Annotated in this window: 14 protein-coding genes and 1 other RNA gene; 4 read left to right on the top strand and 11 right to left on the bottom strand. The window is 33.0% G+C overall.

Annotation, left to right across the window (positions count from 1 at the left end):
- Positions 1 to 2: 2 nt before the first annotated feature.
- The 4 genes from DK508_RS00095 to DK508_RS00085 all read right to left on the bottom strand — a co-directional run bounded on the left by DK508_RS00095 (position 3) and on the right by DK508_RS00085 (position 5007).
- Positions 3 to 2351 (bottom strand): TonB-dependent receptor, encoded by a 2349-nt coding sequence (locus DK508_RS00095; RefSeq protein ID WP_235016232.1) that lies wholly within the window; start codon positions 2349 to 2351, stop codon positions 3 to 5.
- Positions 2352 to 2418: 67 nt separating this feature from the next.
- The gene (locus tag DK508_RS20985) at positions 2419 to 2589 is read right to left on the bottom strand and encodes a hypothetical protein (protein WP_160114499.1); all 171 of its coding nucleotides are present in this window, start codon (positions 2587 to 2589) and stop codon (positions 2419 to 2421) included.
- Between the two features lie 118 nt (positions 2590 to 2707).
- Complete coding sequence (locus DK508_RS00090; RefSeq protein WP_255411272.1) at positions 2708 to 3244, bottom strand: RNA polymerase sigma-70 factor; 537 nt, start codon at positions 3242 to 3244, stop codon at positions 2708 to 2710.
- Positions 3245 to 3381: 137 nt separating this feature from the next.
- On the bottom strand, positions 3382 to 5007 hold the full coding sequence (locus tag DK508_RS00085; RefSeq protein WP_109298700.1) for an ABC-F family ATP-binding cassette domain-containing protein: 1626 nt from the start codon (positions 5005 to 5007) through the stop codon (positions 3382 to 3384).
- 261 nt (positions 5008 to 5268) lie between these two features.
- Here DK508_RS00085 and DK508_RS00080 point away from each other — a divergent pair, with 261 nt between their 5' ends.
- A complete protein-coding gene (locus DK508_RS00080; RefSeq protein WP_109298699.1) occupies positions 5269 to 6714 on the top strand; it encodes a peroxiredoxin in 1446 nt (481 codons plus the stop codon).
- Between the two features lie 54 nt (positions 6715 to 6768).
- Here the strand turns inward: DK508_RS00080 and fsa are convergent, their stop codons facing one another.
- The 3 genes from fsa to ffs form a co-directional block, all read right to left on the bottom strand.
- Complete coding sequence (gene fsa / locus DK508_RS00075) at positions 6769 to 7422, bottom strand: fructose-6-phosphate aldolase (protein ID WP_109298698.1); 654 nt, start codon at positions 7420 to 7422, stop codon at positions 6769 to 6771.
- A gap of 135 nt (positions 7423 to 7557) precedes the next feature.
- Positions 7558 to 8379, bottom strand: a complete 822-nt coding sequence (locus DK508_RS00070; protein WP_109298697.1) for an SDR family oxidoreductase — start codon at positions 8377 to 8379, stop codon at positions 7558 to 7560.
- Positions 8380 to 8476: 97 nt separating this feature from the next.
- An RNA gene (gene ffs, locus DK508_RS00065) (signal recognition particle sRNA small type) lies at positions 8477 to 8575 on the bottom strand.
- Positions 8576 to 8662: 87 nt separating this feature from the next.
- Here ffs and DK508_RS00060 point away from each other — a divergent pair.
- The 3 genes from DK508_RS00060 to DK508_RS00050 all read left to right on the top strand — a co-directional run bounded on the left by DK508_RS00060 (position 8663) and on the right by DK508_RS00050 (position 12447).
- A complete protein-coding gene (locus DK508_RS00060; RefSeq protein ID WP_109298696.1) occupies positions 8663 to 9742 on the top strand; it encodes a glutaminyl-peptide cyclotransferase in 1080 nt (359 codons plus the stop codon).
- A gap of 82 nt (positions 9743 to 9824) precedes the next feature.
- On the top strand, positions 9825 to 11603 hold the full coding sequence (locus DK508_RS00055; RefSeq protein WP_109298695.1) for a DEAD/DEAH box helicase: 1779 nt from the start codon (positions 9825 to 9827) through the stop codon (positions 11601 to 11603).
- Between the two features lie 82 nt (positions 11604 to 11685).
- Positions 11686 to 12447, top strand: a complete 762-nt coding sequence (locus DK508_RS00050) for a carboxypeptidase-like regulatory domain-containing protein (protein ID WP_109298694.1) — start codon at positions 11686 to 11688, stop codon at positions 12445 to 12447.
- A gap of 16 nt (positions 12448 to 12463) precedes the next feature.
- Here the strand turns inward: DK508_RS00050 and DK508_RS00045 are convergent, their stop codons facing one another.
- The 4 genes from DK508_RS00045 to DK508_RS00030 form a co-directional block, all read right to left on the bottom strand.
- Positions 12464 to 12829 (bottom strand): VOC family protein, encoded by a 366-nt coding sequence (locus DK508_RS00045; protein ID WP_109298693.1) that lies wholly within the window; start codon positions 12827 to 12829, stop codon positions 12464 to 12466.
- A gap of 25 nt (positions 12830 to 12854) precedes the next feature.
- The gene (locus DK508_RS00040) at positions 12855 to 13511 is read right to left on the bottom strand and encodes an RNA methyltransferase (RefSeq protein ID WP_109298692.1); all 657 of its coding nucleotides are present in this window, start codon (positions 13509 to 13511) and stop codon (positions 12855 to 12857) included.
- A 1641-nt stretch (positions 13512 to 15152) separates the two neighbouring features.
- The gene (locus DK508_RS00035; protein ID WP_109298691.1) at positions 15153 to 16109 is read right to left on the bottom strand and encodes a type IX secretion system membrane protein PorP/SprF; all 957 of its coding nucleotides are present in this window, start codon (positions 16107 to 16109) and stop codon (positions 15153 to 15155) included.
- A 69-nt stretch (positions 16110 to 16178) separates the two neighbouring features.
- Positions 16179 to 19531 (bottom strand): gliding motility-associated C-terminal domain-containing protein (locus tag DK508_RS00030; protein ID WP_200831827.1); only part of this gene is annotated, 3353 nt, incomplete at its 5' end.

Below are 19531 nucleotides of genomic sequence, written 5' to 3'. Positions count from 1 at the left end.
ATCTAAAATTTATAAGTATAATTAATAGATGGTATAAATTGTAATATGGATACTTTTTTAAGCTGTGAATCGTCAAAATAATAAAAGAATGGGTTTTTTCTTCCGTAAATGTTATACACTGAGAATCCCCAAGTACGCTCTCTATTTTTTGCAAATTTCTTATGGAATTGTACTCCTAGATCGAAACGATGATAGCTTTCGCCTCTAAAATTATTTCGTTCGGTACTAAAAGAAGTTGTTCCGCCAGTGTTAAACAATCCAATAGGGATTGGAAAATTACTTGTGTTGGATAACGCCTCCCTATCTGGTAAATTAAAATTATTACCTGTAGAAAACACCCAGGATCCTGAGAGCGTAATTTTTTCGTTCGGTTTGTAAATTCCTACCAAAGACAAATCATGACGTCTATCATATCTCGAAAAGAATTTTCGCCCTTGGTTTAATTCATCAAACTGTCTTTCAGACCAGGACAAAGTATATCCCAACCAACCTGTTAGTTTTCCTGTCTTTTTTCTTAATAACAATTCTGCGCCATAGGCCCAACCTTCTCCTGTAGTGATGTTTTCTTCCCAATCAATTTCTCTTCCAGTCTCTAGATCTTCTAATAATAAGAATGAAGCTCCTTCTTTATAAGAAATGACATCATCCATTTTTTTATAATACCCTTCTAATGTTATAGAGTATCCTTCTTCGAAAAAATCTTTTGCTAAACCTATTGCATATTGTTGAGATACTTGTGGTTTTAACTTATCTGTAGACGATACCCATAAATCTGTGGGTAAGCCAATACCAGAGTTAGATAGCAAATGAATATACTGATTCATTTTTGCATATGAAGCTTTTAATGCAAGATCAGGTTTTATATTCCATGCTATCGTAGCTCTGGGTTCAAAATTAAGATAACTTTTTGATTTAAAATTAAAATGGGTAACTCGTACTCCGGGATTAAAACTCAAGGTATTAGAAAGTTTCCAATTATCCTCGGCATATACTGCACTCTCCAAAGATTCTATTTTTTGTTTAACATCTGCATTATCCTCTCCTGTCGCCCTAAGTCTTGATTGTTTAGGAATAAAACTATGATAGGTAGAAGCAATTCCAAAACGTACAGAATGTTGTGGGTTTGGATAATAATCAAAATCGGCTTTGATACCGTAGTCGTTGATCCCAGAACTTAGTTTAAACAAAAAACGACTGTCATTAAGTTTTTCATCATATTTAAGTCCAAAATTGTAATTACTAAAAATAAGAGACGTATTAGAGAAAAATTTATCACTAAATTGATGATTCCATCTCAAAGTAGACGTTATATTACCCCAAAACAGACGCGTTTTAAAACGTTCTCCGTTTGACTTTTCATCACCTGTAAACCTATCCTGTCCAAAATAATTACTCCAATACAATTTATTTTTCTCATTAAAAACATGATGAATTTTAAAGTTCAAATCCATGAAATAAAATCCTGCCTTAAAATCCGAACTTTGAAATGGTTTTGATAATAAATCAGCATACGTTCTACGACCACTAAAAATAAAAGATGTTTTTCCTTTCTTAATTGGCCCTTCTAATAATAATGATGATGAGATCAACCCCACGTTTACCTTTCCTGTTAGTCTTTCTTTGTTTCCATTTTTGGTATCTATTTTTAGAACCGAAGATAGTCTGCCTCCAAATCTTGCAGGAAATCCGCCTTTGAAGGTTTCTATTGATTTAATTGCATCCCCGTTAAAAACAGAAAAAATTCCAAACAAATGATTAGAATTATACACCGGAGCTTCATCTAATATGATTAGATTCTGATCCGGTGTACCCCCTCTTACAAAAAAACCTGCACTCCCCTCATTTCCTCTTTGTATACCTGGCATTAATTGTAATGCCTTAATTACATCTTTTTCTCCCAAAATTGCCGGAATATCCTGTATTTCTGATGGTTTAATTGTTACAACACTCATTTGTGTCACTTGACTTTCATTCACCCCTCTATCTGCATCTATAATTACCTCACCAAGACTCTCTGTAGACAATTCCATATCAATATTGAGCTCAATATCATCTGTAAGATTGACTACTTTCTTTACTGTTCCATACCCAACAAAAGAAACAATTAACTCATGAGTACCTCCTGGTACAGTAAGTGAAAAGAAGCCATAATCATTGGTTGTAGTTCCTACTTTACTTGTTGGAATATAAATAGATACCATGGGTAAATATTCTTGACTTCCTGTTTCTTTAATATATCCACTTATTGTATATTTTTCTGATGACGGGTCAACCTTATCAGATTGACTAAATAATACATTAATGCTCATGAGTAGCACCCCAAAAGCTAAGATTACTTGTTTTGTTCCCAATTGGCTAAGTATTTTTTATGATTATTCTTTGGTTAATTATGATTGTGATTCACAAAAAAATATGATATCACAGTATGATTCGTTGAAACCATAATCGTTGAAGCTTTTGATAATAAAAAATATTATCTTGACTTTGCGACACCCAATTTTTCACGAATGTTTCTTCCTCTGGTGTAGATTTTCCAGAAAAATATTTAATTAAAGAATACTCTAAACTACTTTGGTTTTGCGTGTTCATAACTGGTTTATTTTTGTAATAGAGTTGAAAAAAACTACTCTACTGTTGTTCATTCATATGTTATGACGAACAAAAAACCACTTACACGTAAGCATGAAGTAAAAAAAAATGAGAAATATTATAAAAGTTTAATAATCAGGTAAATAAAACTCAATGCAACAGAGATTTTTATCTTTTTAATTGCATTACTAATATGAGTTTCAACAGTTCTCTTGCTTAGATTTAACTCATCAGCTATCTCCTGATTAGTTTTTCCTCCAAATCTACTAAGCATAAATATTTTCTGATTTTGTGTTGGCAGAGTTTTTATAATTCTATGAATTTTCTCCTGTAATTCAGTATATCTAATTTGATCTGTATCTTCATCTTCGGTGTACGTCGAAGATTCATAAAGAATAGTGTCTTTATGTTGTTGACGAATCTTATGAAGCTTAATGTAATCTAAGCATCTATTTCTAACCGATGTGTACAAAAAAGATTTTAGAGATGTATGTATTACTAATTCATCCCTTTTTTCATAAAGTTTTACAAAAGTTTCTTGTGTAATATCTTTTGCTGTATCAAAATCTAACACGTACTTTTTTGCATATATGGTAAGTACCTTGAAATATTCTTTAAATACAGATTCAAAAACCTTTTCGTTTTTATTTCTGATTTGCTCTATGATAAGTTGATCGCCCAGCGTAGATTTCTATTGGTTAGTTTGTATGAATACTAATGTAACGTAAACAAAGTTTAACTAGTATACCGATAAAATACGATAAATATTTAAACATGTTGCAATCGTAACTATTACACCTTAACCGCATACATCTTCTCACGCAGTTCTTTGATCTTAGGATCGCTCATGTACTCATCAAAAGTACTATAGCGATCAATTACTCCATTAGGAGTAAGTTCTATAACACGATTACCCACTGTTTGTGCAAACTCATGATCATGAGTTGTAAAAAGTACTGTACCTTTAAATTTCTTTAAAGAGTTATTAAATGCGGTAATAGATTCAAGATCCAAGTGATTAGTTGGCTCATCTAGCATCAATACATTGGCTCTTGTCATCATCATTTTTGATAACATACATCGCACTTTTTCTCCTCCAGATAATACATTAGATTTTTTAAGAGCTTCTTCTCCACTAAAAATCATTTTACCTAAGAACCCTCTAATAAATACTTCCTCCCTTTCTTCTTCAGTGGTAGCCCATTGTCTAAGCCAATCTACTAGAGATAAGTCATTTTGAAAATACTCACTATTATCTGCGGGTAAATAAGATTGTGCAGTTGTAATTCCCCAAGCGATTTTTCCTGAGTCTGCCTTTTGTTTATCATTTAATAATTGGTAAAACGCGGTGGTAGCCCTAGAGTCTTTTGAGAAAATAACTACTTTATCTCCTTTATTTAAATTAACATCTATGCCTTTAAATAATGTTTCCCCTTCAATACTCATTGCTAATCCATCAATATTCAGGATTTGATCTCCTGCCTCTCTATCTCTTTCAAATATGATCGCTGGATAACGACGACTAGATGGCTTAATATCTTCGATATTAAGCTTTTCTATCATTTTTTTACGCGACGTTGCTTGTTTTGATTTGGCAACATTAGCGCTAAATCGCGCAATAAACTCTTGTAATTCTTTTTTCTTCTCTTCAGACTTTTTATTCTGTTGAGCTCTTTGTCTTGCTGCTAATTGAGAAGATTCATACCAAAATGTATAATTACCACTGAAATGATTAATTTTAGAAAAATCAATATCCGAGATATGTGTACATACTGCATCCAAAAAGTGACGGTCGTGAGATACTACAATAACTGTATTATCATAGTTACCCAAAAAAGTTTCTAACCAACTTATAGTTTCATAATCCAAATCATTGGTGGGCTCATCCATAATAAGTACATCTGGACTACCAAAAAGACATTGTGCAAGTAATACTCGTACTCTTTGTTTGGTATCTAGATCAGACATCTGTGTATAATGTAGATCTTCTTTTATTCCCAAATTCGAAAGCATTGCTGCTGCATCACTATCTGCATTCCAACCGTTCATCTCTTCGAACTCTACCTGAAGTTCTCCTATTTTTTCGGCATTTTCATCAGTATAATCCGCATACAATGCATCAATTTCCGTTTTGATCTTGTATAATGGTTTATTACCCATAATTACTGTTTCGAGAACAGTAAATTCATCATATGCGTAATGGTTTTGTTCTAAAACAGACATTCGTTTTCCTGGCTCCAGGTGCACGTGACCCGAAGTAGGCTCCATAATTCCCGAAAGGATTTTTAGAAAAGTAGATTTTCCGGCTCCATTAGCGCCGATAATACCATAGCAATTACCTTGAGTAAATGCAGTATTCACTTCGTCAAAAAGTATACGCTTACCAAACTGAACTGAAAGATTAGAAACTGATAACATGATAAAATAGATTGTTAATTCGAATTCGGCGCAAAAGTAGAAAAATGGTTTCACAACCTGAAACAATCTATCATTAATTTATAGGTATACTGTATTATATTTTTAAGCAGAGATCAGTTGTCAATTCATTCTTTATTTCTATTTTTTTCTATTTCTAATTTGGATAGAATATTAATTACTAAAGAATTAACGAATAGTTAACAAATGTGGAAAGGGTTTAGAATTATTTTTGGCTAATTGTTAGTTAATTTGGTACCCAAAATGCAGTTCTACCCATATAGATATATCGCATCTATTTCACTTTTATGGTGTTGTTTATGTAGTTGTGAATCTTCGGAGAAAATCAATAGAGAATACACCTACTTTGGTGGTGAAATTGTGAACCCTAATTCGGATTATGTTGTCATTTCTAAAAATGATGAACCAGGTGATACAATACCCTTAGATAGAAATAATCGTTTCTTTTATAAAGTTGAAAATCTAGAAGACGGTCTGTATTTATTCAAACACAAACCAGAAAATCAATTAGTTCTTTTAGAAAAAGGTGATAGTCTACTTATCAGACTTAATACTTTAGAATTTGATGAATCTCTTGTTTTTTCTGGCGACGGCTCTCGAAAAAACAATTTCTTGATTGATATGTACTTGCTAAATGAGCAAGAAAGAGCAAAATTGAAAAGGACCGATCTTCAGTTATCACCATCTTACTTTAAGAAAAATCAAGATTCATTACTAAAACAAAAATTAAAGGCGTACAATAAGCTTACTAACAAATATGAACTGAGTGCGCTTGCAAAAAAGCTTGCCCAAGCAAGTTTTATATTTGACTACTATACACGTCATGAATTATATTTTCATAGTAGATATGGTATCGGAGGTATGGATTCTGCAAAAGATTTACCAGCATCTTTCTTTGACTTTAGAAGAGATATTAATTTTAATGACAATGATCTAAAAAAATTATACGCCTACAATAGGTATTTAAATTATTACTTCACAAATTCTTCTCTTTCTAATTATTCTAATAGTTCATCTTATTATAAAAGAAGAACAGAAAGTGTTGTACATAAATTAAATCTGATCGATAGCTTAGTCGATCACCCGTATATCAAGAATAACCTTTTAAGAAGAGTAACCACTAACTTTTTATTAAATAGTAAGAAAAACTACGATTCTAACAAAGTATTAAAACACTACTTATCTGTTAGTTCTAATAAAAAGTCTCAAAAAGAGTTAAAAAAATTATCAAGAGCGATTTCTAGATTAAGGCCTAATAAAACTCTTCCCGATCAAGAATTGATTGCTTCTAATGGAGATCGAGTAAAACTTTCTTCTCTTTTTAATAAATCCATAACTGCATTATATTTTTGGTCTATGGAGAGCAAAGATCATTACATAAGAGCCCATAAAAAAGCATCTTACCTTAGTGCTTTATATCCTGAGATCGAATTTATTGCTATTAATACTGATGATGATCAAACAAAGAATTGGTTAAAAACCATAAAAAGACATCACTATAACTTGGGCAATGAATATGAGTTTAAATACCCCAAATGCTCTTCAGAAGAACTTGTAATACATTCTAGTAACAAAGTTATTCTTGTTGATCAAGATGGGAAAATAATAAACGAAAAAGCTAATTTATTTTCTTCTGTTTTTGAAAAACAACTTATGCAATACACAAGGTTAGCTAGTTTAGGTAACTAAAAAAAGCTACTCTTTTCAAAGTAGCTTTTTCAATATACATCTTAATTATATTTTCTAGTTTCCTTTTTTATAATCTGCAAGGAATTTTGCTAGTCCAATATCTGTTAAAGGGTGTTTTAACAATCCTTCTATTGAAGAAAGAGGCCCTGTCATTACATCTGCGCCAATTTTTGCACAGTCAATCACATGCATTGTATGCCTTACAGAAGCTGCCAAAATCTGAGTATCAAAACCATAATTATCATAAATTAACCTGATTTCTGCAATAAGATTAAGTCCATCTGTAGAGATATCATCCAATCTTCCAATAAAAGGAGAAACATATGTAGCCCCCGCTTTTGCTGCCAATAAAGCTTGACCTGCAGAAAAGACCAAAGTACAATTTGTCTTAATACCTTTATCACTAAAATATTTGATAGCTTTTATCCCATCTTTAATCATTGGCACCTTTACAATAATCTGATCATGTAGTTTAGCCAACTCCTCACCTTCTTTAATGATACCTTCAAAATCCGTAGAGATAACCTCTGCACTTACATCTCCAGTAACAATATCACATATTTTCTTATAGTGATTAATAATATTTTCTCTTCCTGTGATACCTTCTTTAGCCATCAATGATGGGTTAGTTGTAACCCCATCCAAAACACCAAGATCTTGTGCTTCCTTTATCTGATCCAGGTTTGCAGTATCAATAAAAAACTTCATAGTATTGTATTTAAATTGTTGTGTATAGTAATTATATATTTTTCATTTCCGGTGCGAATATAAAGATATTCCTTCTTGATTGATAGTATCCTGCATTAATTGCGCTTAAATATTTTTATTTTTTAAGTAAAAAAATTATAGCTTATAATGATTCATTAATAATTTCTCGTATACCCTATCTGGCAATATTCTTTTTAGAACAACAGAGAATTTTTGCATAAATACCCCTACCTTATAATGAACCTTAGGTTTTTTTGTATTTATCACTTTAAAAACGACCTTAGCCATTTCTAGAGGGTCACTTCCAGCATCAACATGGTCATCCATTAATGCTAATGAATCTCCATACGATTTTTTATACGGTGAATCTGATAATACCGGTGCGTGATATCGGCCCGCTGCGATATTCGTTGCAAAATCTCCAGGAGCAATATTTGTCATATTAATATTAAAGCTTTTTAGCTCCATTCGCCAAGCTTCAGTAGTAATTTCTAATGCAGCTTTAGATGCACTATAAACGCCTCTAAATGGTAATCCCATATATCCAGCTATTGAGGTGATATTAATTACAAGACCACTTTTTTGTTCTCGCATTAAGGGTAATACTGCTTTAGTAACATTAATAGCTCCAAAATAATTCGTAGTAAAATTGCGCTGTATTTCTTCTTCAGGAATTTCTTCTAATGGCCCTGTAATCCCCGCGCCTGCATTGTTTATTAAAACATCTATACGACCTTGTTCTTCTTGGATCTTCTTAATTGCAGATTGAATTGTAGAACGATCAGCAACATCCAACTTCAGTAATGTAAAAGGTTCAAAATTAGGTAGTTTTGAAGGGTTACGGCTAGTGCCGTATACAATATATCCTTTTTGTTTAAGATAAGTACCTATTGATTTTCCTATTCCTGAAGAACCACCGGTAATTAAAACAACAGGAGTTTTTTGAGCTACATTCATGATCGCAAATATACAATTATGATTTACGAATAATATCTAAAAACAAATTGAATTACAATGAAATGAAAATTGGTCAAATGAAAATTAAGAGCACAAAAAAAGGCAAGCTACCTACATCACACTGCTACAACCGTTTACCTTTGCTGCGTTCCCGCCCTGGAGGATTCAACAGGAGCTAGTTGTGTAGGACTTGCCGCTGCAAAGATACAATCTTTACTAGATAAAACAACGATTTTTTAAACCCAATTAAAATAAATATCTTGCTTCAAATTTAATCATTGCAATGAACATTCGTAACTCCTTATTCGTCATAACATTAAGCTTAGTCATTTTTTCTTGTGGAAGCAATCATGATAAGAAAAAAAAATATTTTTCTGTTGTTACAGAAAATGATCAAGCAATATTCAAGCTAGGCGAAACGATAAAAGCGCATGTCAAAAATGATCAAAATATCACTATAGATTCCGTTACTTATATCTTGGACGGTAAAAAAACGCCTTCGAAAACAGACTATAGCTTTGAAGAAAAAATAGATACCGAAAAGTTAGGTACCCATATACTTAAAGCACATGTTTTCTATGATGGAAATATTGATACTATTACAAAAAAAATTACTTTACTTTACAATACATCTCCCAAACTATATTCCTATAAGATTGTAGCTGAATATCCCCATGATAAAGAAGCTTTCACCCAGGGATTAGAATTTTTTGGTGATACCTTATATGAAAGTACAGGAAAAAAAGGAAAATCATCATTAAGAAAAGTCAACTACAAAACGGGAGAAGTGCTTATTAAAAAAGAAATCTCGAACGAATATTTTGCCGAAGGGATAACTATAGCAAATAACAAAGTATACCAGCTCACATGGTTAGCCAAAGAAGGTTTTATATATGACCTTTCTACTTTAGAAAGAACCGGGAGTTTTGCATATAACACAAGTAAAGAAGGTTGGGGATTATGCAATGATGGTCAACGAATCTATAAGAGTGATGGTACAGAAAAAATATGGATTTTAGATCCGCAAACCTTAGCCGAAAAAGAATATATCCAAATAGTTACTAATAAAGGTCTGAAAACGAAATTTAATGAATTAGAATGGGTGGACGGAAAAATATATGCGAATACATGGCCAAAACATGGTTCGACAAACAAATCTAATCTCAAAACCAGTATTACGATTATTAATCCAAAAAATGGAGCAATAGAAGCTGTGGTAGATTTAAGAGGGCTACGAGACAAAGTGACTCAACATCAGGATCTTGACGTTTTAAATGGTATTGCCTACAAGGCCGATACCAAACAGCTATTTGTTACTGGAAAGAATTGGGATAAGCTTTTCGAAATCGAAATCATCAAATAGATAATTGCAACATCATAATAACTACCTCGTTATTGTAATAGACAGATAATAAACCGTACCTTTGCGGCTTATTTTTATTTATATGAACAAATTTGAAGCTTTAGGCCTCGGTGATGAAATTCTAAAGGCGGTGAATGATATGGGGTTCGAGACCCCAAGTGAGGTGCAAGAAAAGGCTATTCCTATATTACTTAACGAAGATACAGATATTGTAGCATTAGCGCAAACTGGTACAGGAAAAACAGCAGCCTTTGGTTTTCCTTTAATCGAAAAAATAGATAGTAAAAGTAGAATTACTCAGGGATTAATTTTGTCTCCTACGCGAGAACTTTGTTTACAAATTACCAATGAGCTAAAAAACTACTCTAAATATGTTTCTGGATTGCACACTGTTGCAATTTATGGTGGAGCTAGTATTACTGACCAAGCCAAACAAATCAAAAGAGGCGCCCAAATTATTGTGGCTACTCCTGGACGTATGCAAGATATGATCAACCGTAAACTGGTAGATATCTCTAATATTGGCTACTGTGTATTGGATGAAGCTGATGAAATGCTAAATATGGGATTCTATGAGGATATCAATGCCATACTATCTCATACTCCAAAAGATAAAAACACATGGTTGTTTTCTGCAACCATGCCCAAAGAAGTATCAACAATAGCAAAACGTTTTATGAACACCCCGGTTGAGATAACCGTAGGTCATAAAAACACGGGTTCTAAGAACGTTTCTCACGAATATTATATAGTGAACTCTCGTGATCGTTATGCTGCTTTAAAACGATTGGCAGATGCTAATCCTGATATTTTTTCTGTGATTTTTTGTCGTACCAAAAGGGACACTCAAAAAGTAGCAGAAAATCTTATTGGAGATGGGTATAATGCCGCTGCATTGCATGGAGATTTAAGTCAAAATCAACGTGATTTGGTGATGAAAAGTTTTAGAAATCGACAAATACAAATGCTAGTTGCAACAGATGTCGCAGCCCGTGGTATCGATGTTGATGATGTTACCCATGTTATAAATTATCAACTACCAGATGAGATTGAAACATATACGCATCGAAGTGGTAGAACAGGGCGCGCCGGTAAAAGCGGAGTCTCAATGGTAATCGTATCTAAAAGCGAAGTCAGAAAAATAAAATCTGTAGAACGCATCATTAAAAAGAGTTTTGAGAAAAAAGAAATTCCTAGTGGTGAAGAAATCTGTCAAGTACAACTATTTCACCTTGCCAGTGATATCGGTAAAGCTGAAATAAATCACGAAATTGATACATATTTACCTTCTATTAATGAAGTTTTAGAAGAATTTTCTAAAGAAGAACTTATAAAAAAGTTTTTCTCTGTAGAATTCTCTCGTTTTCATAACTACTATAAAAATGCCAGAGACCTTAATGCCTCAGGAGGCGAAAGAGGTGGAGATTCTGATAGTGGTGATGGTAGCACAAGATACTTTATTAATGTAGGAGAGAAAGATGGATTTGATTGGATGACTCTTAAGGATTTCCTTAAAGAAGTACTCGAATTAGGAGGTGACTCCTTATCACGTGTTGATGTTAAAGAGAGTTTTTCTTTCTTTAATACCAGTGCAGAACATCAGGAAAGAGTACTTTCTATTTTCGAGGATTTCAAAATGGAAGGTCGTAAAGTTAATGTAGAAATCTCTAAAGGCTCAGGTTCTGGTGGCCGTAGAGGTGGTGGAAGACGTCGTCGTGATAATGGTGGCGGCGGATTTAAAGGAAAACGTCGAAGCGATGGTTTTAAACCTAAAGGTAAAAGACGTTTTGATAAAAATGATAGTAAAGATAGTGGCGGTGGCCTAAGAAGAGATCGCAGAAAACGTAGTGATCGCAGATAATTTTATGTGGTTTTAACAACTGTATTTAAATTTTGGCGCGATTTTTATGTTATATTCAGATAAATTGAACGTCTTATAGTGTATGAAGAACATATTATTTTACATATTACTTATTTCAGGTATAACAGCTTTTGCTCAAAATGATCCAGGTATAGTAACTGGTAAGGTATTAAATGCCGCTACTGATCAAAAGTTAGAAAACGTACATATTGTTAACTTAAGTCAAGTGATTGGTACTATTACTAATAAGGATGGAGATTTCACAATTAAAGCCCAGGTAAACGATACTTTGTACTTTTCATATATTGGCTATAAACCACTACGGGTAAGAGTGACCAATGACTGGATTAAGTTTGGGGATGTTAAAATTAAAATGACCGAGCTTGGAATAGCTTTAGAAGAGGTTGTTGTTGCTGATGTTCAATTAACAGGGTATTTAGAAATCGATGCCAAAAGAATCCCGGTATACAATAATTATAGATATAGTATTGCAGGATTAAGTTCTGGATATGAAGGAGGAAGCCGACAACCTGGAGCGGTCAATAAGGTTTTAGGGGCTATATTTAATCCTGCGGATTTTTTGTATAATATTTTTAGCAAACGATCCAAAGAGCTTAGAAAACTTCGTAAAATGAAGAAAGATGATGAAATCAGAAACCTTCTCGAAAATAAGTTTGATCGTGCTACGCTAATGGCTCTTCTTCAGGTAGAACGTCTTGATATAGATGAAATCCTACGTAACTGTAATTACTCTGTTGATTTTATAAAATTTGCCAATGATCTTCAAATCCTTGATGCTATCAGTGAGTGTTACGAGGAGTATAAGGTTTTAGATAGAAAGTAAGCAGTATATTCAATGCCTATTTGGAAGAATGTAATGCTATTCTGTTTCCTTCAGAATCCATAAAAAAAGCCATATACCCATGGCTTTCGGATATTTGTTTTTTATCAGATATTACTTTTCCTCCTGCAGCTACTACTCTACCGATTTCGTTTGCAACATCATCACATGCAAAATATACTAAAACGCCATACTCACTAGGTGTATAATGTTCTTTGGCATGTATAAGTGTACCCGTAGCTATTCCCGTTTCATTTTTGTTCGGAAACCACCCCATTTCTATACCGTCTAATTGATGTCGTTGTAGCTCAATATTAAACACTTTTTCATAAAAGGTCATTGCTCTATTCATATCCATAACCGGAATTTCAAACCATGCTACCATAATTGTTTCTTTTTATTGTTTTTAATCACATATTTTCATGATGATATCTTGCTATAATTTGCTCATGACTTTTAATTATCTTCTTAGCCCATTCCATTCGCTTCTCTAATTTTTCCTCTTCTGATAATTCCCAATTTAATTCTGTAGCTCTTAACTTAGATGTAACATCTTGTAATATTATGGCCGCCGAAACAGAAATATTAAGACTCTCTGTAAATCCCACCATTGGTATATGTAATTTACAATCAGCTGCATTAAGAACCACTTCACTTAGACCTTGTTGTTCTTGCCCAAAGAAAAACGCAGATGGTATATTTACATCAAAATCACTTAATGTCTTAGAATCATCATGAGGTGTAGTCGCTACAATCTGATATCCCTTTTCTTTTAAAGTTTTTATGCATTCATTAGTTGTGGCATATCTATTAATATCTACCCATTTTTGTGCTCCCATTGCTATCTCCCGATCTATCCGCTTGGCATTAATTTCTTCAATTACATGTACATTTTGTACGCCAAAAACATCACAACTTCTAATCACGGCACTTGTATTGTGTAATTGATACACATCCTCTACCGCTACTGTAAAATGATTCGTTCTTTTATCTAATACTTTTTTATATAAAGCCAACCTTCTTGGGGTAAGAAATGACTCTAAATATTCTAGAAGTTTTATATCCATAATAATGCTAAAGTATAAAAATAACAATTAGGAAGATATATAAAAAAGCTGCCAGATTATATAACCTGACAGCCATCCTAAATCTACATTTAAGCTAAAAACACTTAAAATCTTAAAATGCTTATTTATACGTAACAAGCATACATATTTTTCACAAAAGTAAAACCCCCCGGAATTACCCCTAAAGCCGAGGGGTTTAAAGTAAACACATCGTCAAAATGCATCGTTATAACTATACACCAAAAACGGCGAATAGTTTATTTCTTTATTCTTTATTAAATTTCATATCATTCATTATTATACAACACATATGATTATTAAATGATCATGTAATCATATATGATTTATTAAGGCGTTCAATAGTCATATGATTATATATCATATAGATTATACGCATTGAAAATTTTGTTAACAAAGTCTTAAAAACAATAAGGGAATACCGTAAATGAGAGATAGAATTCCTATATTTCGATCTGATTTTGATCAAAATAATAAGAATACATTTTTCTTTAAGAAAAAGATAAATGTTACTTGGATATAGAACATATCCGATAAACACAAGAAGTGAAAATCCACTCATAATGGTTAATTTAATATTAATCGTTATTCAGACCCTGCTTTTGTTGGCTCGCCAAAGTTTTACAAATAGCGGGGTTGTTTTTATTCATTTAGATTATTTCTATTAAATTTATAGAAATACTAATTTCTAAATTATCAACCCTAAACTCATATATTTCAGATGGATATTATTTCTAATTATCATATACCTGTCAATATTAGTTTAATATATATCTCCTAAAAGATATATCCTTTCTATACATTATGCAAGGTGTTTACTATAAAAAAGTGATACTATAAATATATACCACTATAAAATATTTGTTTTATATAATTATATAAAACTTAATTAAATACTAAAGCTCAGTGAGGGGTAAGAAATTAAGCTTTTGTACTCTAAATTAATAATATTGTTTCTCATAAAAAAAACAATACCTAAATATAATCACAATTTGCTTAATCTACCTACATTAAGACATCATAATAATTACGGTTTTACCTTAAAAAATATGATATTCTATGAAACTAAGGAAGTTTTAACATTTCCAATCTATTGCAAACTGCTAAAAATCTAATTTACAAACCCTTACAAATCTCACTTATTTGATAAATCTCTTTCTATTTAATTTTCAAATAGAGAAAAAGATTTTATAGTTCCTATTATTCGGCTTTTCGCTTTTAATTTCTGCTCATTAACCATTGATACATATCTCTAAAAAACACTCTTTTATTACAGATAGTCCATAAAAAAGAGGGATACAAAAACGTTTTCTCCTAATAGTCTGATTGTTAACATAGCTTTTAGGCCTACTTACATCCTTATTATGCTTTCTTCAACAAAAAAATTCTCGAAACGCTTATTTCTTATTCAAAACTATTTCAAAAATTGTTTTCAAACTAATTGAGCAAGTATACAATCCGGGTTAACTATTGATTTAATTAATTGCCCATACTTAACTTATTAAATTAACCTTCTTTTCAAACCTCTATAGTGCACAAATATGCATTCCAACAATTTTCAAGGTTATTAAATTCAGAAAAACATCAACATAATCACTAGGTTCTATTTTTTTTAGGAATAGATTAAAAAAAACGTGGGGTTAGCATTCTATTGTACTTTTTGAAAAGTTCAAACCGTAACATTACTTCGTAACTACCATCATTGAATTGAGATTGCCCTAACTCTGTAGTTTCTCTATCATATGAAAAACCAATCATCATGGAGTCTGATATTTGAAAAGCCACTTGCCCTGTTACTGCAGCACTCCAACGATATGCAACTCCTAAAGTTAATTTTTGATATAGTAAAAAATTACCTGACACATCTACTTGTAAGGGAGTTCCAAATACCAATTTGGTTAATACGGCTGGTTTAAATTTTAAATCATCAGTAAGATCAAAAACATGACCAGCAATGAGGTAATAATTAATACGTTCTTCTGCCAAAAAACTAACTGCATCACTGCTACTGCTTGTCGTACTCTCATCAAAATGATCAGTTTCTAAAAGATTTGGCACACTAAAACCTAAATAAAATTTATTAGTATGGTAATACACCCCAGCTCCCACCTGAGGACTAAACTTATTATCAATATTAGTCTCAAATAAAGCATCATTAGCATTAATTCGACTTAACTCTTGCAGATTAACATTTAATAATTGCATTCCTCCTTTTAATCCTAAACTCAATTTTCCATTTTCTGATGTACGTAACGTATACGAAAAATCAATATCAATATAGGTTTCATCAGTAGGCCCGATTTCATCATTAACAATTGATAATCCTAGACCAATTCGTTCATTGGTTCCGATAGGAGAATTTAAAGTTAAAGTTTGGGTGCGTGGAGCTCCGTCTAAACCAACCCATTGACTCCTATGTAATCCCATTACACTCATCACACCACGACTACCAGCATAAGCTGGATTCACACTTATAGTATTATACATATATTGCGTGTATTGAGCATCTTGTTGTGCATACGTATTAAAAAACACAAGACTAAAAATTGTTAAAGCAATAATTGTGTATATTTTTTTCATTCCCTTCAATTTACGTTTTCTCTAACCATAAGTAGAGTCTCTACTCATGAGTACTTTAATTTTGATCAATTATCGGTTAATGTACAAGTATCCCATTCTACTCTTACGTTCTCCAGATCCAAGAACATACTCCAGAACATAATAATAGGTTCCGACTGGTAATTGATCTTTGTCAGAAATTGTTGTTCGTCCATTAGAAATACCACTAAAGAAATTATCATTCCTACCATAATTTTTAGATTCAAAAACCTTTACACCCCAACGATTATAAATTTCTAACTTGTTTTCAAACCTCTCAATTCCGTCAATCATAAACACATCATTAACTCCGTCACCATTTGGTGATAATCCTGAAAAAACCGTGACTCCATCTTCTCCTGAAGTAAAGTTTGGCTCTAAATAATCTGGTATTCCATTATCATCACTATCAAAAGCATCTTCTGGATTTCCATTACCATCGGGGTCTGGATTTTCATCAATAGTCAATAAACCATCGTTGTCATCATCTACATCCTGAAAATCATTTGTACCATCAGCATCAGTATCTTGTATTGGGTAATTTATTATTCCAGAATCTTCTTCCCCAACTTCTTGGACATTATCAGGTATTCCATCGGTTCCAACAGTACCTTCTATTCTACCGTCAGGCGAAATAACCAAACTTTCGGTTTCAACTCCAGACTCATATACATCCAAAACGCCATCGCCGTCAGCATCAAGATCCAATCGATCTACGATACCATCACCATCAGTATCCAAATTAGGATTTCCATTTTGTTCTACATCATCAGGTATACCATCATTATCATCATCCAAATCAACAATATTTGGTACTCCATCTCCATCACTATCCAAAATACTTATAGTAGCATCATCAGGATCACCATCCATATCAAGATCTTCATCGGTCGAGTTATTGGGATCATCAGAAGTTTCAGAAATCATATCTCCTGACGGGGTTACTCCTATGACTTCCGCTCTGTTTATTACTTGTCCATCAATAATATCTTGTTCCGTGACTATATGCTCTGCTATCACTGTTGTTATACTACCAACAACCAAGGTCGTAATTGGTAAGCCAGAAACAATTGTTGCGTTATTATCAATGACAGTTATATTGTTAAGAGTAACTGTTCCTACGTTTTCTATTTCAATCGTATATGTAATTCTATCTCCAACAGTCGAAAAAGTACCACGATCTGCTGATTTTGTAACACCTAATCTACCCACTGGAGCTAAACCAACTTCAGTTTCTGTAGCATCATCTGGATCTGGAGTAGTTGGGTCATCAGACATATCGGTTATTAAAATCGCATCAGGAGTATTTGCAGCTACATCTGCCCTATTAATTACAATACCTGCATCAAGATCCGCTTGAGTAATAGTATGTTCAGCTGTTACTGTAACACTATTTCCTGGAGATAAATTGGTAATCATATTTGGTAAAATACTTCCAATATCTGCATTTGCATCAGATACTATAATGTTCGAAAGTGTCACGTTTCCTGAGTTAATAACTTCTAATGTATACGTGATTACTTCGCCAAGAGTATCATATAGGCCATCGGTAGCATCATTTGCTACTTTAGTTAATGTTACTATTGGATTTTGATTTAGGATTGTTACTGTATCATCATCTGGATTATTATCTCCATCTTCATCTATATTAGTTGTATCATCAGGATCATCTGATAGACTAATAATAGTATTGCTATTTATATCTGTACCACTTACGGTAGCACTATTTGCAAAAGTTCCATTGTCGATATCTGCCTGTGTAATAGTATAAATTGCTGTATAGGATGTATTATCCATTACACCAGGAGGTAATACAGGTATTGGAGTACCAGTAACAACAACTAATGGATCGGTAATCGTGACATTTGTTATTATAGAACTCCCTGTATTTGTTATTCTAAACTCATAGGTAATTGTGTCTCCTTCATTAACAATGCCGTCCCCACCATCATTTAAAGTATCAATTTTTTCTACAATAATATCAATTACTCGTTCCCTCCAGTTAGGCTCTCCTCCTGGGTTATCGGTATCTGGGAAAGGGTTATTAGCCGTTTGACCGTTATTGGTTGGATCTAAATTGGCATCATCAATATCATAATTATCATCCAATCCATCTCCATCGGCATCGTTATTTGCTAAAACTATTTCAGGAATTCCATCATTATTAGTATCATAAGCCTCTATTGAATCGCTTTCTCCATCATCATCACTATCAAGATCTATATAATCAGGTAAATTTTCTGAAGTATTTCCATCGGTATCGACAGGAACAATAGAATTTCCTCCATTATCAGGATCATAACTATCATCTATGCCATCATTATCTGTATCATTTCCGCTCGGAGCTATATATCCTACAGTTAACTGACCTTCGATATTATCAACAATTCCATCATTATCCGCATCTATATCCAAGTAATTAGGATTTACATCTGAATCTGAATTAGGAATAGTTAATGCCGTTCCTGTGATTACTTCCCCTGCTCCACTTCCACTATCTATAGTGTCCAAACTATCATCTAAACCGTCATTATCATTATCTATCATACTCGTTGGATCTCCAGAAATTGGATAATCAGTTTCTCCATCTCCATCGCCATCCGTTCCACCTGCTTCTACAATATCAACAATTCCATCATTATCACTATCTCTATCCAAATAATTAGGAATTCCATCACCGTCAAAATCTAAATTATCATTGATACCGTCACCATCATTATCTACATAACCTATAATATCCGAATCTTCAAAATTCAATACTCCATCATTATCATTATCTCCTGTTGGATCTATACCATCACTCTCTATGGTATCTGCAATACCATCATTATCATCGTCAAGATCAATATTGTCTGGTATTCCATCTTTATCACTATCAATAGTTATTGTTAATACATTAGTAATACTTGTACACACCACACTATTCAATGTACTAGTATCCACTCTACGGAACCATGTATTACGAAGTAATGTTCCATGATCGTACGTGGCTGTAGTCGCTGTAGCAATATCACTAAAGCCAGCACTATCGCTAGTGGTACTGATCTGCCATTGATAGGTAATTGTACCATCAGCAGTAGTACCCGTAGTCTCACTAAAGCCTGCTACATCTCCACCAGAACATACCGTCTGATCTGCAGCAATGACTCCTGCAGTAATATTGTTTACCGTTACTGCTAACACATTAGTGGTTGCTGTACACGCTACACTATTTAAGGTACTGGTATCTATTCTTCTAAACCAACTATCCGCTGTTACTGTACCATGATCGTACGTCGCTGTAGTCGCTGTAGCAATATCACTAAAGCCAGCACTATCGCTAGTGGTACTGATCTGCCATTGATAGGTAATTGTACCATCAGCAGTAGTACCCGTAGTCTCACTAAAGCCTGCTACATCTCCAC

Source organism: Aquimarina sp. AU474 (assembly GCF_900312815.1).
GTDB lineage: Bacteria > Bacteroidota > Bacteroidia > Flavobacteriales > Flavobacteriaceae > Aquimarina.
The sequence above is the reverse complement of the archived record's forward strand: the minus strand, read 5'-3'. Positions and strand labels throughout refer to the sequence as shown.